The organism is Variovorax sp. W1I1 (assembly GCF_030815625.1).
Lineage (GTDB): Bacteria > Pseudomonadota > Gammaproteobacteria > Burkholderiales > Burkholderiaceae_C > Variovorax > Variovorax paradoxus_C.
In genome coordinates this window covers 911,000-927,219 of record NZ_JAUSWZ010000001.1, presented here as the reverse complement: position 1 = coordinate 927,219, position 16,220 = coordinate 911,000, and the positions used below count along the sequence as shown (strand labels likewise).

Sequence of the window (16,220 nt, the reverse complement as noted above, 5' to 3'; positions counted from 1 at the left end):
CGCCGTGCGCATCAAGATCATCAATCCCAACACCACCTGGAGCATGACCGAGAAGATCGGCGCCTGCGCCCGCGCGGTGGCGCACGCCGGCACGGAAATCGTCGCGGTCAGCCCGGCCATGGGGCCGGTCTCCATCGAGAGCCACTACGACGAAGCGCTGGCCGTGCCCGGCCTGCTGCAGGAGATTGCAGCGGGCGAGCGCGAGGGCATCGACGGCTACGTGATCGCCTGCTTCGGCGACCCGGGCCTGAAGGCTGCACGCGAACTCGCGCGCGGCCCGGTGGTCGGCATCGCCGAAGCGGCGATGCACCTGGCCAGCATGATTGGCAGCCGCTTCAGCGTGGTCACCACGCTGGGCCGCACGATGGGCCAGGCTTGGCACCTGGCCGAGATCTACGGCATGGAGCGCTTCTGCGCCAACGTGCGTGCGTGCGAGCTGCCGGTGCTTGAGCTTGAAGAGCCGGGTTCCAACGCGCGCGAACGCATCGTCGACGAATGCCGGCGCGCGCTCGAAGAAGACGGCTCCGACTGCATCGTGCTCGGCTGCGCCGGCATGACCGACCTGTGCGAGCACATCAGCGACCTGCTGGGCGTGCCGGTGATCGACGGCGTGGCCGCAGGCACCAAGCTCATCGAATCGCTGGTCACGCTGAAGCTCAAGACCAGCAAGCGCGGCGAACTCGCGCGGCCGCTGCCCAAGACCATGACGGGCGCCCTCGAAGGCTTCACGCTGCGCGGGTGATGCGGGCTGGTGCAGGCGAAGGCATCGGACGCTGAGCCACAATCTCCGCATGCCCCGCGCCAGCTCCAAAACCATCGCCTCCCCCGCCCCGACCGACACCATCGCCACTCCGGCCGAGAACGGTGCAGCCGTTGGCAAGGGAAGCTCCATCGAGCGCATCGCCCAGGACATCGCCACCGCGATCGTCGAGAAGCGCCTGCCGCCCGGCACGTGGCTGCGCGAAGAGGCGCTGGGTCGTGTCTATTCGGTGAGTCGCACCAAGGTGCGCGCGGCGCTCTTGATGCTGTCGAAGGACAAGCTCATCGAGATGATTCCCGACAAGGGTGCCTTCGTGTCGCAGCCCACGGTGCAGGAGGCGCGCGAGGTGTTCGCGGTGCGCCGCATCCTCGAGAGCGAAGTGGTGCGACTCTTCATCGCCAATGCACGGCCGCGCGACTACCAGGTGCTGGAGCAGCACATCAAGTTCGAGCGCACGGCGCTGCGCCAGAGCCCCGCGATGGGCACGGTGCGCGAGAAGGTGCTGGGCGATTTTCACGTGGCGCTGGCCGAGTTCACGGGCAACCGCACGCTGGCCACGCTGGTGCGCGAGCTGGTGGCGCGCAGTTCGCTGATCGCGATGCTGTATCACTCGTCGAACGATCCGCACTGCTCGTCGGACGAGCACTCCGATTTCCTTCGCATCTGCCGCAAGGGTGATGTCGAAGGCGCTGTGGTCTGTATGACCGAGCACCTCGAACGCATCGAGGCGAGCCTTGAATTGGGCAGCGACAAGCCCGACCGGCAACTCGACCTGGTCAAGGCCCTGCTCGCCTAGAACCACCGGAAACAGCCCGACACCATTGCGCGCTGCGATGCGGGTTTTCCTGCATCCGTATTGCCGCATAAATTGTATACAGTTTCGCGTACACACTTTGTGGACGCCGCGAAACGCCGCGCCGTCCGCGCCTTCTCTCCCCTTGCTGCGCCAGGAGATACACGATGACGGCCGAGACCCTTTCCGATTCTTCCGCTGTTTCAACAGTCCACCCGGTGGACCAGCGCCTGCCCTCCGGCAAGCTCGCGGCCCTCGGCCTGCAGCACGTGCTGGTGATGTATGCGGGCGCCGTCGCGGTGCCGCTCATCGTCGGCCGCGCGCTCAAGCTCTCGCCCGATGAAGTCGCACTGCTCATTTCGGCCGACCTCTTCTGCTGCGGCATCGCCACGCTGATCCAGGCGCTGGGCGCCACGCAGTTCTTCGGCATCAAGCTGCCGGTGATGATGGGCGTGACCTTCGCGTCGGTCGCGCCGATGGTGGCGATTGCCAATGCCAACCCCGGTCAGAACGGCGCGCAGTTGCTCTTCGGCGCGATCATCGGCGCAGGCGTGGTGTCGATACTCATCGCGCCGCTCGTGAGCCGCATGCTGCGGTTCTTTCCGCCGGTGGTCACGGGCACGATCATCGCGGTCATCGGCATCAGCCTGATGCGCGTGGGCATCAACTGGATCTTCGGCAACCCCGTGGGGCCGACGGCACCTGCGCTGGTCGACCCGGTGTATGCGAAGTGGCTCGCTGAAGTGACCTCGCCGGGCAGCTCCATTCCCGCGGTGCCCAAGGGCTTCGCGATCATGCCCACCGTGCCCAACCCCAAGTACGCGGACCTCTCGGGCTTCGGCGTGGCCGCGCTGGTGCTCTTGTCGATTCTCTTGATCGTCAAGTACGCCAAGGGCTTCGTCGCCAACATCTCGGTGCTGCTGGGCATCGTGATCGGCGCGGTGGTCGCCACATTCACCGGCCTCATGACCTACGAGAAAGTCGGCAAGGCCGCGTGGGTCGACATCGTGCTGCCCTTTCACTTCGGCATGCCGCAGTTCGACCCGATCCTCATCTTGACGATGACGCTGATCATGATCGTGGTGATGATCGAATCGACCGGCATGTTCCTCGCGCTCGGCGAAATGACCGACCGCAAGATCACGCAGAAGGACCTTGCCAAGGGTTTGCGCACCGACGGCCTGGGCACGCTGATCGGCGGCATCTTCAACACCTTTCCGTACACCAGCTTCTCGCAGAACGTGGGCCTCGTGGCCGTCACCGGCATCAAGAGCCGCTATGTGTGCGTGGCAGGCGGCGTGATCCTCATCGTGCTGGGCCTGCTGCCGAAGATGGCGGCGCTGGTGGAGTCATTGCCCACCGTGGTGCTCGGCGGCGCGGGCCTCGTGATGTTCGGCATGGTCGCGGCCACCGGCATCCGCATTCTCTCGGGCGTGGACTTCAAGACGAATCGCCACAACGCGATGATCGTCGCGGTGTCGATTGGCGTCGGCATGATTCCGCTGATTGCGCCCAACTTCAAGCAGTGGATGCCGCATGCGATCCATTCGCTGATCGAGTCGGGCATCTTGCTGGCGTCGATCGTGGCGGTGTTGTTGAACCTGTTCCTCAATGGCGCGAAGCACGACGAGCAAGCGGTGATTGCGGCGGCGAAGCACGCGGACGCGCACTAAGGGAAATCAGATCATCGCCAGCGGCGTCTTGCGCCGCGGCGGCGGGTGCAGGCGATCCAGTTCGGCGAGGGTTGCCGCATCGAGCTTCAGTTCGGCGGCTGCGAGGTTTTCTTTCAGATGCGCGCTGCGCACCGCCTTCGGAATCGCAACGACACCTGGGCGCCCAATCACCGCGGCCAATGCCAGCTGCGCGGCGGTCACGCCGAGGCGCTCGGCCAATTCACTGAGCCCATCGTCTTCGGCCAACGCGCCCTGGTCGATCGGGCTGTAGGCCATCAACGGCATGCCGTGTTCGCGCAGCCAGGGCAGCAGACTGAACTCGGGGCCGCGCTCGCCGAGCGATAGGTACACCTGGTTCGCTGCGCAGCCGGGGCCATCGCCGATGACGCCATCCAGCTCTTCCATGTCATCGGTGTCGAAGTTGCTCACGCCCCAGTGACCGATGCGCCCGTCAGACACCAGCGCATGCATCGCCTCGACCGTCTCGCTCAATGGATGGCTGCCGCGCCAGTGCAACAGGTAGAGGTCGATGGCATCGAGCCCCAATCGTTTGAGGCTGCGCTCGCAAGCCTCGCGCGTGCCGCGGCGGCTCGCGTTGTGTGGGTAGACCTTGCTCACGATGAAGAGCTCGTCGCGCCGCACGTCGCCGGCGCGCAGCGACTCGCCGATGGCCTGGCCGAGCACAGTCTCGGCACCGCCTTCGCCGTACATCTCGGCGGTGTCGATGAGCCGGTAGCCCAGCACGATGGCTTCGCGCACCGCGGCGACCTCGGCCGCGCGACGAGAAGCCACCTCGCCCATGCGCCAGGTGCCGAGGCCGAGGACCGGCATCTCGCCGCCGGTGGGGAGTGGGAGTGTTCGCATGCGGCCAATGGTACGAGGGCGATGCAGGAGAACGGCGTGCATGCCCGCGGCCCGGGGGTGACGGGTGTTCGGCCGAGGCCGCGGATCACGGCCATGGATGAGGATGGCGTGCATGTCGGTGGCTGATGTTGAAGGTCGGCTGCATCGAGGGTACGAGATGCCTGATCCATCGGCCCCGACAGATCGAAAAAGCATCGGTATTCGATACCACTGGGTTGCGCCTTCGGATTCCCGAACGCCCGGGAATACCCTCTGCCGCCCCCGAACCCTTCTTGCCTACATTTCTTGTATGCAAGAAAAAGCGACCCTTGCATGCAACCCTCGACAAGACATAAAGACAGGAGACTCCCATGCCTCGCTTCGCCAAATCGCTCTTCGGTCAGGTGGTCATCGCGCTGGTGCTGGGCGTGCTCGCCGGCCTCTTCTGGCCCGAGTACGCCGTCAAGCTCAAGCCGCTGGGTGACGGCTTCATCAAGCTGATCAAGATGATCATCCCGGTGCTGGTGTTCTGCGTCGTCGTGCACGGCATCGCGGGCGCGGGGGACCTGAAGCGCGTGGGGCGCGTGGGCGTCAAGGCGCTCATCTACTTCGAGGTGCTCACCACCGTCGCGCTGGCCATGGGCCTGGCGCTGGCCTTCGTGTTCCAGCCGGGCGTGGGCATGAACGTGGACCCGGCCAAGCTCGACCCGGCCGCCATGAGCGCCTATGCATCGAACGCCGACAAGCTCACGAGCGGCGGCACGGTCGAGTTCCTGATGAAGCTGATTCCCACCACGGTGGTCAACGCCTTCGCCACGGGCGACGTGCTGCAGGTGCTGCTGTTCGCGGTGCTGTTCGGCTGCGCGCTGTCGCTCCTGGGCGATCGCGGCAAGCCGGTGGCGGTGGTGGTGGACGCGCTCTCGCTGGTGCTCTTCAAGATCATGGGGATCATCATCAAGCTGGCGCCGCTCGGCGTGCTGGGCGCCATCGCGTTCACGGTGGGGCAGTACGGCATCGGCTCGCTCAAGCAGCTGGGCATGCTGGTCGCGCTCTTCTACGGCGCGGTGTTGATCTTCGTATTCGTGGTGCTGGGGCTGGTGATGCGCTTCTCGGGCTTCAGCCTGTGGAAGCTGCTGCGGTACCTGCGCGAAGAGCTCGCCATCGTGTTCGCCACCACCTCGTCGGACAGCGTGCTGCCGCAGATCATGGCCAAGCTGCGCCGCATGGGCATCCGCGATTCGACAGTGGGCCTGGTGATCCCGACCGGCTACTCGTTCAACCTCGATGCCTTCTCGATCTACATCACGCTCGCGGCGGTGTTCATCGCGCAAGCCACCAACACGCCGATCTCGATGGCGGACCTGCTCACGATCCTGGCGATCGCGCTGGTCACCTCCAAGGGCGCGCACGGCGTGCCGGGCTCGGCCATCGTCGTGCTGGCCGCGACGCTGCATGCGATTCCGGCGATTCCCGCCATCGGCCTCGTGCTGGTGCTGTCGGTGGACTGGTTCATGGGCATCGCCCGCGCGCTTGGCAACCTGATCGGCAACTGCGTGGCGACGGTGGCGATTGCCGCGTGGGAAGGCGACATCGACCGCGAGCGCGCGCATGCGGTGCTCGACGGCACGTACACGCCGGACGACGAGCCGCTCGCCGACGCGCCCGTGACAAACACCGTCGCTGCATCCACTTCCACCACCCACTGAAAACAATGGCCAACGACGTCAGCCCCACCGCCATCGCCGAGCGCGTCGTCGAGGCGATCCTCGCGCAGAAGCTCGCGCCGGGCGAGCGACTGGGCGAGCAGGCCCTGGCCGAGAACTTCGCGGTGAGCCGCACGATGGTGCGCGAGGCGCTCATGCAGTTGCAGGCGCGCGGCTTCGTCGAGGTGCAGTCGCGCCGCGGCTGGTACGTGGTGGAGCCATCGGCCGAGGAAGCGCGCGATGCCTTCTCGGCGCGCCGCATCGTCGAGGCCGGCATCCTGGCCGCGAGCGAAGGCCGGCCGCTGGGCAAGGTGATCCGCAAGCTGCGCGACCACATCGCCGACGAGCAGCGCGCCATCGAAGGCGCCGACGCCGCAACGCGCGCCTTCCTGCTGGCGGACTTTCATGTCTGCCTCGCCGAGCAGATGGGGCACCAGTTGCTGGTCGATGTGCTGCGCGACCTCACGGCGCGCACCACGCTGGCGGCCACGCTCTACCAGTCGAAGCACGAGGCGGGGCAGTCGTGCGCGGAGCACGGCGCCATCGTCGCGGCACTCGAAGAAGGCGATACGGACAAGGCGCGCCGCCTGATGCTCGATCACATCGGCAACGTCGAGCGCGCGCTCGAGGTGGATGCCACCGCCGAGCCCGATGCGCCGAGCCGCCTGCGCGCCACGCTCGCGCCGATCGCGCTGCCGCGCGCCAAACGCTGAAGCCGTCCGTGCATTAGTGCCGCGGCACGCTATCGATGAGATAGCACGCGGCGAAGAGCCAGCAATGGCTGCAAGCGAATTCGCCCGCCCTCGGCGCGGCTGTGCACAAGGGCGTGCCCGCTGACAGGATCGCGCCGCCCTGCTCGGCTACAGTCCGAGACACTTATGAACTCACCCCAACTCCAGCGCGGCGTGTTCCTCGCCCTGCTCGCCGTCGTCACCGCCGCCTTCGTCTGGGTGCTGTTGCCGTTCTTCGGCGCGGTGCTGTGGGGCGTGGCGCTGGCGATCCTGTTCACGCCGCTCTACAAGTGGCTGCTCAAGAAGATGCGCGGCAAGCCCAATGCCGCCGCGCTCGCGACGCTGGCGATCTGCCTCTTCATCGTGATCCTGCCGCTGGCGATGGTGGGCGTGTCGCTGGTGCAGGAAATCGCGCTGGTCACGCAGAACATCCGTTCGGGGCAGATCAACTTCGCGGCCTACTTCCAGCAGATCCTCGATGCCTCGCCGCAGTGGCTGCTGAGCCTGGTGGAGCGCTTCAACCTCGGCGACATGGCGGCCTGGCAGGCCCGCATTTCCACAGCCGCCGGGCAGGCCAGCCAGATCATCGCGAGCCAGGCGCTGGCCATCGGCCAGAACACCTTCGACTTCATCGTCAGCTTCTTCGTGATGCTGTACCTCCTGTACTTCCTGGTGCGCGACGGCGCGACGCTCTCCAAGACCATGCGCGACGCCGTGCCGCTCGCCAAGCCGCACACGCACTACCTGCTCAACAAGTTCACCACCGTGATCCGCGCCACCGTGAAGGGCAACGTAGCCGTGGCCATCGCGCAGGGCACCATCGGCGGGCTCGCGTTCTGGTTCCTCGGCGTGCAGGGCGCGCTGCTGTGGGCGGTGCTGATGGCCTTCCTGTCGCTCCTGCCCGCCGTGGGCGCGGCGCTCATCTGGGGGCCGGTGGCCATCTACTTCCTGGCCACGGGGCACTTCTGGCAGGGCGGCGTGCTGATCTTCGTGGGCGTGTTCGTGATCGGCCTGGTCGACAACATCCTGCGCCCCGTGCTCGTGGGCAAGGACACGCAGATGCCCGACTACATCGTGCTGATGTCCACCATCGGCGGCATGGCGATCTTCGGCATCAACGGCTTCGTGATCGGGCCGGTGATCGCGGCGCTGTTCATGGCGGCGTGGAGCCTGTTCGCAGACTCGGGGCACGTGGGCAACGGCCACCAGACGATCGAGCCGCCGCAGGCGCCCGAAGCCGCCGACCCGGCCGCCCTGCCCGAGAACCGCAAGAAGGGCTGAACCCGGCAGGTTGCCGGCGCTTCTCGCGCCGGTCGCGCGCAATTTCTGCATCTGGCGCGCGCATTTCCGCATTTCGTCGCATGCCGCTGGGCACCGCCAGGTGCCTGCGAGATCGTCGGGGCCTCTTCACTGCAACGAGGCCCGCCATGCATCTTTTCGCTCTCCCCTCCCGTCCGGCCGTGCGCGCGATGTGCGCCGCCGCCCTCCTCGCGCCGCTGGGCGCGCTCGCCGCCGACCTGCGCCTGAGCGTGGCCGATGGCCCCGCCGCCGACGCCACGCTGTACGTCGCGCTCTACGACAGCGCAGCCGGCTTCGCGGGCAACGCGCTGGCTTCGCAGATGGTGCCTATGCGCGCCGGTGCGGCGCAGCTCGTGTTTCCGGGCCTCGCGCCGGGCCGCTATGCGGTGCGCGTGTTCGCCGACGAAAACGGCAACGGCAAGCTCGACACCAACCTCTTCGGCATGCCCACCGAACGCTATGGCTTCTCGAACGACGCCAAGGGCAACCGCGGCGCACCAGAATTCGACGCCGCCGCGATCGGCATCGACACCGACCTGCAGACCGTCATCCACCTGCGCTGAGGCCGCCATGCAAAGACGCGAACTCATGCGCCTGCTGGCTTCGGCCGGTGCGCTCTCTCTTCTCGCGCCCCTGGCGCGCGCCGCGGGCAAGGACACCTGGCAGGCCGATTTCGAGGCCGCCGACGCGCCCTGGAAGACCGGCTTCGCCACGCCGCCCGGCGACCTGCCGCTGATCCGCGCCACGGTGCGCGGGCGCTTCCCCGACGCCGTCGCCGGCACGCTGTTCCGCATCGGCCCGGCGGGCCACGATCTGGGCGGCGAGCGCTACCACCACTGGTTCGACGGCGACGGCATGGTGCACCGCTTCGTCATCGACGGCGCCGACGTACGCCATCAGGGCCGGTATGTCGCCACGCCCAAGCGCGTGGCCGAGGTGCGGGCCGGGCGCCGTCTGTTCGAGGCCTTCGGCACCATGCCGCCGGGCGTCGAGCCGCCGACTTCGGCCGACAGCATCAACGTCGCGAACACCAGCGTGCTGCCGTTGCAGGGCGAGGTGCTGGCGCTGTGGGAGGGCGGCTCGGCCACGCGCGTCGATGCGCGCACGCTGAACACGCTGGGCGTAAAGGCCTGGCGCCCCGACCTCGCGGGCATGCCCTTCTCGGCCCACCCCAAGGTGGACCCCGACGGCACGGTCTGGAACTTCGGTGTCAGCAGCAGCCAAGGTCTGATGGCGCTGTACGAGATCGCCGCCGACGGGGTGCTTCGCCGCGCGACCGCGCTGCCGGTGCCCGACATCGGGATGGTCCACGACTTCGCTGTCACCGATCGGCACCTGGTGTTCCTGATGCCGCCGCTGGTCTACGACGGCAAGCGCAAGGAAGCCGGCGCGAGCTTTCTCGACGCGCATGTCTGGCGGCCCGAACTCGGCATGCGCGCGCTGGTGGTCGACAAACAGAATTGGGACAAGCGCCAGATGCTCGCGCTGCCGGCCGGCTTCCTGTTCCACGTGGGCAACGCCTGGGAAGAAGACACGCCGCGCGGCACGCGGATCCACATCGACTACGTGCGCTCGGACAACGCCGATTCGGTGTTCACCACCAACCGCGAACTGATGCGGGCGCGCGTCGCAAGAAGCACCCGCCCTCACCTGACCGTCGCCACGCTGAATCTGGCCACTGGCGAGGCCACGCAGAAAGCACTGCCGCTGGAGGCGGAGTTTCCGCGCATCGATCCGAGGCGCGTCGGCCTGCGCCATCGCCAGGTGGTGCACGCGACGCAGCTGCGATCCGGCCTGCCGGGCTTCGGTGCGGTCGCGCGCACGGATGTCGAAACCGGTCGCAGCCAGCGCTTCAGCTACGGGCCGCGATCCATCGTGGAAGAGCACGTTTTCGTGCCCGATGGTTCGAAGCCGGGTTGGGTGTTGGGCACAGTGCTCGACTTCGGCCGACAGAAGACGGTGCTGTCGTGCTTCGCTGCCGATCACTTGGCTTCGGGTCCGGTGGCGCAGGCCGTCCTACCGTATGCGCTTCCGTTGGGCCTGCACGGGGCGTTCGTTCCGGCCTGAAGCCGGCGTACTGTTTCGTGGCAGAGCGCGTTATTCAGGGCGCACTCACGCCGACGGGGTACCTTGCTCCGCGAATGTCCCCCGGCCTGCGGCCTCCTCCTTGATTTCGCTGCGCAAGGCACCCCATCGGCGCGAGCGTTGCAAGCGGCGGTGGTTGATCGCCCGATCACCAGCAGCGTGCCCATGTGCGCAGGGCGTCGGGTACTCCCCGCAGCGAAATCAAGGAGAAGGCGAAGCCGGGGGACATTCGCGGAGGGGAGTACCCGGCGGCCTGTGCACGCGCCTTGAATGAATCCCGCATCCGACCTTCACGCTGCCCACCAGCCTTCGTCGAACCGCCCTTGCAGGAACGCCACGAAGCCCGACACCTTGCCCGGCACCAGCTTGGGCGACGGAAACACGGCATGAATCTCCTGCTCGGGCAGCGCATGGTCGCCGAGCACCGCGACCACCTTGCCTGCCGCCATGGACTCGCTCGCCACATAGCGCGGCATGAGCGCAATGCCCAGCCCGTCGCGCGCGGCCGCCAGCACGGCCGAAAGATTGTTCGAGCGAAAGCGACCCGAGACCGGCACCGTCACCGGCTCGCCCTTTGGCGTGTGCATGCGCCAGAACTCGTCGCCCACCACGCTGCTGTAGATGAGCGCCACGTGCGCGCCGAGGTCCTGCGCGCGCTTGGGCGTGCCGTGCTTCTTCAGGTAGCCCGGCGCCGCCACCATGACCCACGGGTTCGCGCCGAGGTAGCGCGCACCCAGCGACGAATCGGCCAGCTTGCCCATGCGGATCGCCACGTCGATGCCCTGCGCGATGAGGTCGACGTAGCGGTCCTCGAAACTCAGGTCGAGCTGCACCTGTGGATGCCTGCGCATGTACTCGAGCGCGAGCGGCACCACCACGCGCCGCCCGAACGCCACCGAGGTGCCTACGCGCAGCAGCCCCTGCGCCTGGTTCTGCCGCAGCTGCACGATGCTGTCGGCCTCCTCGGCATCGCGCACGATGGTCTTGCACTTCTCGTAGTAGAGCGCGCCCGGTTCCGTGAGGCTCACGCCGCGCGTATTGCGGTTGAGCAGCCGCACCTTCAGCCGCGTTTCCGTCGCCGCGATCTGCTTGGTCACGGTGGGTTGCGTGGTGTTGAACTCGCGCGCTGCTTTCGAGAAGCTGCCGGTCTCCACGACCCGCACGAACATTTCCATTGCCAAGAGTCTGTCCATTCGCGGATGGTAGCCAGTTATTCCGCCACGGAATAGGTTTTATGGTCCGCAGCCGTCTTCTTCGAATGGCCCCTGCTTCCTACAGTGGACGTCACTTAACGGAGACAGTCCCATGGCAAAAATGAAAGCAGTCCAAGCCGCTGTGCTTGTGATGGAAAAAGAAGGCGTCACGCAGGCCTTCGGCGTGCCCGGCGCGGCCATCAACCCGATGTATTCGGCGCTGCGCCAGCGCGGCAGCATCTCGCACATCCTCGCGCGCCACGTCGAGGGCGCCTCGCACATGGCCGAGGGCTACACGCGTGCGGTGGCCGGCAACATCGGCGTTTGCATCGGCACCTCAGGGCCGGCGGGCACGGACATGATCACGGGCCTGTACTCGGCCTGGGCCGATTCAATTCCGATCCTCTGCATCACCGGCCAGGCGCCGCGCGCACGTCTCTACAAGGAAGACTTCCAGGCGGTCGACATCGAATCGATCTCCAAGCCGGTCACCAAGTGGTCGGTCACGGTGCGCGAGCCCGGCCAGGTGCCGCAGGTGTTCCAGCAGGCCTTCCACCTGATGCGCTCGGGCCGCCCCGGCCCCGTGCTCATCGACCTGCCTTTCGACGTGCAGATGGCCGAGATCGAATTCGACATCGACAGCTACGAGCCCCTCACCCCCTACAAGCCGGCCGCCACGCGCGCCCAGATCGAGAAGGCCATCGGCATGCTGCAAGCGGCCGAGCGCCCGCTGATCGTGGCCGGCGGCGGCGTCATCAACGCCGATGCGTCCGACCTGCTCGTGCGTTTTGCCGAAGCCACCGGCGTGCCGGTGATCCCGACGCTGATGGGCTGGGGCGCGATCCCCGACGACCATCCGCTCATGGCCGGCATGTGCGGCCTGCAAACGAGCCACCGCTACGGCAACGCGACGATGCTCGCTTCCGACTTCGTGCTGGGCATCGGCAACCGCTGGGCCAACCGCCACACGGGCTCGGTCGACGTCTACACCAAGGGCCGCAAGTTCGTGCACGTGGACATCGAGCCCACGCAGATCGGCCGCGTGTTCACGCCCGACTTCGGCATCGTCTCGGACGCCAAGGCCGCGCTGGAGCAGTTCGTCGCCGTCGCCGAGGAAATGAAGGCCGCCGGCAAGCTCACCGACCGCCGCGAGTGGGCCAAGTCGTGCATCGAGCGCAAGAAGACGATGCTGCGCAAGACCAACTTCGACAGCGTACCGATGAAGCCGCAGCGCGTGTACCAGTGCATGAACAACAACTTCAGCAACGACACCTGCTACGTGAGCACCATCGGGCTCTCGCAGATCGCGGCTGCGCAGTTCCTCCACGTGTACAACCCGCGCCACTGGATCAACTGCGGCCAGGCCGGCCCGCTGGGCTGGACCATTCCCGCCGCGCTGGGCGTGCGCGCCGCCGACCCGACGCGCAAGATCGTCGCGCTCTCGGGCGACTACGACTTCCAGTTCATGATCGAGGAGCTGGCCGTGGGCGCGCAGTTCAAGCTGCCGTACATCCACATCGTGGTGAACAACTCCTACCTCGGCCTCATCCGCCAGGCGCAGCGCGGCTTCGAGATGGACTACTGCGTGCAGCTCGCGTTCGACAACATCAATGCAGGTCCGGACGCCGGCATCGAGAGCAGCTATGGCGTCGATCACCTGAAGGTCGTCGAAGGCCTGGGCTGCAAGGCGATCCGCGTGAACAAGCAGGAAGAGATCGCACCGGCGATCCAGCGCGCCGAGGCGCTCATGGCGGAGTTCAGCGTGCCGGTCGTCATCGAGGTGATGCTCGAGCGCGTGACCAACATCGCGATGGGCACCGAGATCGACAACATCACCGAGTTCGAGCCGCTGGCCGAGCACCCGGCCGATGCGCCCACCGCGGTCGCGGCCGAGATGCTGGACTGAGCAAGCGAACAAGCAAGGAGACACAGATGCCCAAGTTCGCAGCCAACCTCACGATGCTCTTCACCGAGCTGCCGTTCATGCAACGCTTCGAAGCCGCCGCCAAGGCGGGCTTCAAGGGGGTCGAGTACCTCTTTCCCTACCCCTTCGAGAAGAAGGAACTCGCCGCGGCGCTCCGCACCAACGGCCTGCAGCAGGTGCTGCACAACCTGCCTGCCGGCGACTGGGACAAGGGCGAGCGCGGCATCGCCTGCCTTACCGACCGCACCGGCGAATTCGCCGAAGGCATCGGCATGGCGATCGACTACGCAAGCGCGCTCGGTTGCCCGCAGGTCAACTGCCTGATCGGCAAGGTGCCCGAGGGCGCCGACATCAATGTGGTCAACCGCACGGTGATCGACAACCTGCGCCTGGCCGCGCGGGAGCTGGAGGCGGCCGGCATCCGCATGCTGATCGAGCCGATCAACACCTTCGACATTCCGGGCTTCTACCTGAACCGCACCGACAAGGCGCTGGCGCTGATCGAGGCTGTGGGTTCGCCGAACCTGAAGGTGCAGTACGACATCTATCACGCGCAGCGCATGGAGGGCGAGCTCGGCAACACGCTGACCAAGCACCTCGCGCAGATCGGCCACATCCAGCTGGCCGACAACCCCGGCCGCGGCGAGCCGGGCACGGGCGAGATCAACTACCCGTGGCTCTTCAAGCACATCGATTCGCTGGGCTACGACGGCTGGATCGGCTGCGAATACAAGCCGCGCAGCGACACGGTCAATGGCCTCGGATGGCGCGAAGCGCTCACGCAATAAAAGACAACTTCAGATCGGAAAAAGAGACATGACGACAAGCCCCCAGAAAATCGGATTCATCGGCCTCGGCATCATGGGCGCGCCCATGGCGGGCCACCTGCTCGACGCGGGCCACCAGCTCTTCGTGAACACGCAAGGCAACACGCCCGAGCCCTTCATTTCGAAGGCGAAGATCTGCGCCTCGGCGGCCGAAGTGGCGCGCCAGGCCGACATCATCTTCATCATGGTGCCGGACACGCCCGACGTGGAAAAGGTGCTCTTCGGCGAGCCGGGCACGCACGGCGTGGCCGAGGGCCTGAAGGACTCGCGCGGCAAGATCGTGGTGGACTGCAGCTCCATCGACCCGATCGCCACCAAGGCCTTCGCCAAGCGCATCGTCGCGCTCGGCTGCGGCTACATCGACGCGCCGGTCTCCGGCGGCGAAGTGGGCGCCAAGGCCGCGAGCCTCACGATCATGTGCGGCGGCGACGAAGGCACCTTCGAGCGCGTGAAGCCGATGCTCGACAAGATGGGCAAGAACGTCACGCTGGTCGGCGCCGTGGGCGACGGCCAGGTCTGCAAGGTGGCCAACCAGATCATCGTGGCGCTGAACATCGCCGCCGTGGGCGAAGCGCTGCTGTTCGCCTCGAAGGCGGGCGCCGATCCGGCGAAGGTGCGCCAGGCGCTGATGGGCGGCTTCGCGAGCTCGCGCATTCTCGAAGTGCACGGCGAACGGATGATCAAGCGCACCTTCGCGCCGGGCTTCCGCATCGCGCTGCACCAGAAGGACCTGAACCTCGCGCTGCAGAGCGCGCGTTCGCTGGGCGTGGCGCTGCCGCAGACGGCGGGTGCGGCGCAGCTGATGAATGCCTGCGCGGCGCTCGGCCACGGGCAGTCGGATCACTCGGCGCTGGTCAAGGCGCTCGAAGCGCTCGCCCAGCACACCGTCACCCCGGACTGAGCCTGCGGCTCAGGTCTTTGCGGCGTCCAGCGATTCCTTCAGGTTTCGCCGCCGCCATGCCCAGGTCTTGATGGCCTGCGGCAGGATTCCGATGCACGAGGCGTAGTACGTCACCTTGAAGCCCCAGAAGCGCGGGCCGATGGGCGTGTCGCGGAACAGGTCGCCGGCCAGGATGGACAGGAGCGCCTCCTGCATCCGCCAGATGTTGCGCGGCGCCATGAAGAGCCGGCGGATCGCCGGCGAGGTGATGCGGTAGATGAACCACGAGAACATCTTCGGCCCGCGCTTCATGACCTTCTCGTAGTGGCGGAAAGCCTTCTCGGCCTCCTTCGCCTCGCCCTTGAGCCACAGGTCGGCCGCGTTCGCGGCCTCGAAGCCGCTGTTCATCGCCAGGTACACGCCCGAAGAGAACATCGGGTCGACGAAGGCGTAGGCGTCGCCCACCATCATGAAGCGGTCGCCGCGGCAGAACTTGGAGTCGTAGGCGTAGTTGCCGGTCGCGGTGGCGCCCTCCATCAGCGTGGCGTTCTTCAGGCGCGCGGCCAGCTTCGGCGCGAGCGCGATGGTCTCCATCAGGAATTCTTCGAGCGATGCACCCTGGCGGCGCTTGAAGTACGCGGGCGAGGCCACGGCGCCGACGCTCACGGTGCCGTCCTTCAGCGGGATGTACCAGAACCAGCCGTGGTCGAACCAGAAGAGCGAGATGTTGCCCTCGAAGCGACCCGGGCGGCGCTCGGCATTGGCGAAGTGGCCATAGAGCGCCGCGCTCGCGTGCTTGCGATTGCGCTGCTTGGCGTCGAACTGGTTCGACAGCAGGGTGTCGCGCCCGCTCGCGTCGATCACGAAGCGCGGGCGCCACTGGGTCTCGGTGCCGTCGTCGGCCTTGATCTTCACCAGCGGGCGGTTGTCGGGGGTTCCCTTGCCGGCATCCATGTCCACGCCGGTGACGCGCTGGCCCTCGAAGGTGCGCGCGCCGCGCTTGCCGGCGTGGCGGAACAGCAGCTCGTCGAACTCCGAGCGGCGCACATGCACCGCGTACGGGAAGCTCTTGTCCATCGCCTGGCCGAAATCGAAATGGCTCGTGTGGTCGTGCCAGGGCGAGACGAACTCGGCGCCGTGCTTCTTGATGCCGATGGCCTCGACCTCGGTGCGCACGCCCAGCCGATCGAACAGCGGCATGTTCATCGGCAGCAGCGATTCGCCAATGTGAAAGCGCGGGTGCTGCGCCTTCTCGATCAGCACCACGTCGTGGCCCTTGTCCGCCAGCAGCGCGGCCACGGTGGAGCCCGAAGGGCCGCCGCCGATGACCACGACGTCGGGGTCGGTGGTGGTGAAAGCTCCGGGTGTCATGCGCTGCCCCTCCGTTGTCATTGTGTGTCTCGATGGACGCCGGCCGGCCGTTCTGGCGGCCGGTTCCGGATTGCCTTGTGAACCTTGGGTGACCTTGGTTAACAGTTGTGGAGTTTAGCGAACCGGCGCCATGCCGGA

At 66.9% G+C, this 16,220-nt stretch carries 14 protein-coding genes; 11 read left to right on the top strand and 3 right to left on the bottom strand.

From position 1 onward, the window contains the following. Window positions 1-4 precede the first annotated feature (4 nt). The 3 genes from QFZ83_RS04530 (at window position 5) to QFZ83_RS04520 (ending at window position 3,226) form a co-directional block, all read left to right on the top strand. On the top strand, window positions 5-742 hold the full coding sequence (locus tag QFZ83_RS04530; RefSeq protein ID WP_307503133.1) for an aspartate/glutamate racemase family protein: 738 nt from the start codon (window positions 5-7) through the stop codon (window positions 740-742). A 49-nt stretch (window positions 743-791) separates the two neighbouring features. Continuing rightward, entirely contained in the window at window positions 792-1,556 is a 765-nt protein-coding gene (locus tag QFZ83_RS04525) for a GntR family transcriptional regulator (RefSeq protein ID WP_307503130.1), read from the top strand. Window positions 1,557-1,720: 164 nt separating this feature from the next. After that, the gene (locus QFZ83_RS04520) at window positions 1,721-3,226 is read left to right on the top strand and encodes a nucleobase:cation symporter-2 family protein (RefSeq protein WP_307503127.1); all 1,506 of its coding nucleotides are present in this window, start codon (window positions 1,721-1,723) and stop codon (window positions 3,224-3,226) included. A gap of 6 nt (window positions 3,227-3,232) precedes the next feature. On the opposite strand, the gene QFZ83_RS04515 is transcribed toward QFZ83_RS04520, so the two are convergent. Beyond that, window positions 3,233-4,090, bottom strand: coding sequence for an aldo/keto reductase (locus tag QFZ83_RS04515; protein ID WP_307503124.1), 858 nt, complete (start codon window positions 4,088-4,090; stop codon window positions 3,233-3,235). 350 nt (window positions 4,091-4,440) lie between these two features. Between QFZ83_RS04515 and QFZ83_RS04510 the strand changes: the two genes are divergently transcribed. The 5 genes from QFZ83_RS04510 to QFZ83_RS04490 all read left to right on the top strand — a co-directional run bounded on the left by QFZ83_RS04510 (window position 4,441) and on the right by QFZ83_RS04490 (window position 9,869). Further along, a complete protein-coding gene (locus QFZ83_RS04510; protein ID WP_307503121.1) occupies window positions 4,441-5,775 on the top strand; it encodes a C4-dicarboxylate transporter DctA in 1,335 nt (444 codons plus the stop codon). Window positions 5,776-5,780: 5 nt separating this feature from the next. Further along, complete coding sequence (locus QFZ83_RS04505) at window positions 5,781-6,485, top strand: GntR family transcriptional regulator (protein ID WP_306880716.1); 705 nt, start codon at window positions 5,781-5,783, stop codon at window positions 6,483-6,485. Between the two features lie 165 nt (window positions 6,486-6,650). Continuing rightward, window positions 6,651-7,784 carry an AI-2E family transporter gene (locus QFZ83_RS04500; protein WP_307503117.1) on the top strand — a complete coding sequence of 378 codons (1,134 nt, stop codon included), beginning with the start codon at window positions 6,651-6,653 and terminating at the stop codon, window positions 7,782-7,784. Between the two features lie 146 nt (window positions 7,785-7,930). Next, the gene (locus tag QFZ83_RS04495; protein ID WP_307503114.1) at window positions 7,931-8,365 is read left to right on the top strand and encodes a DUF2141 domain-containing protein; all 435 of its coding nucleotides are present in this window, start codon (window positions 7,931-7,933) and stop codon (window positions 8,363-8,365) included. Window positions 8,366-8,372: 7 nt separating this feature from the next. Then, entirely contained in the window at window positions 8,373-9,869 is a 1,497-nt protein-coding gene (locus tag QFZ83_RS04490; RefSeq protein ID WP_307503111.1) for a carotenoid oxygenase family protein, read from the top strand. 308 nt (window positions 9,870-10,177) lie between these two features. On the opposite strand, the gene QFZ83_RS04485 is transcribed toward QFZ83_RS04490, so the two are convergent. Further along, window positions 10,178-11,080, bottom strand: coding sequence for a LysR family transcriptional regulator (locus tag QFZ83_RS04485; protein WP_013542945.1), 903 nt, complete (start codon window positions 11,078-11,080; stop codon window positions 10,178-10,180). 112 nt (window positions 11,081-11,192) lie between these two features. Between QFZ83_RS04485 and gcl the strand changes: the two genes are divergently transcribed. Genes gcl through QFZ83_RS04470 form a run of 3 tightly spaced genes read left to right on the top strand, consistent with a single transcriptional unit; the run spans window position 11,193 to window position 14,732 of the window. Then, window positions 11,193-12,986, top strand: a complete 1,794-nt coding sequence (gene gcl, locus QFZ83_RS04480; RefSeq protein ID WP_307503108.1) for a glyoxylate carboligase — start codon at window positions 11,193-11,195, stop codon at window positions 12,984-12,986. A 26-nt stretch (window positions 12,987-13,012) separates the two neighbouring features. Beyond that, entirely contained in the window at window positions 13,013-13,792 is a 780-nt protein-coding gene (hyi, locus tag QFZ83_RS04475) for a hydroxypyruvate isomerase (protein WP_307503105.1), read from the top strand. A 28-nt stretch (window positions 13,793-13,820) separates the two neighbouring features. Next, window positions 13,821-14,732, top strand: coding sequence for a 2-hydroxy-3-oxopropionate reductase (locus QFZ83_RS04470; RefSeq protein ID WP_307503102.1), 912 nt, complete (start codon window positions 13,821-13,823; stop codon window positions 14,730-14,732). 9 nt (window positions 14,733-14,741) lie between these two features. On the opposite strand, the gene QFZ83_RS04465 is transcribed toward QFZ83_RS04470, so the two are convergent. Next, window positions 14,742-16,082: an NAD(P)/FAD-dependent oxidoreductase gene (locus QFZ83_RS04465; protein ID WP_307503098.1), complete on the bottom strand. Its 1,341-nt coding sequence runs from the start codon at window positions 16,080-16,082 to the stop codon at window positions 14,742-14,744. Window positions 16,083-16,220 lie beyond the last annotated feature (138 nt).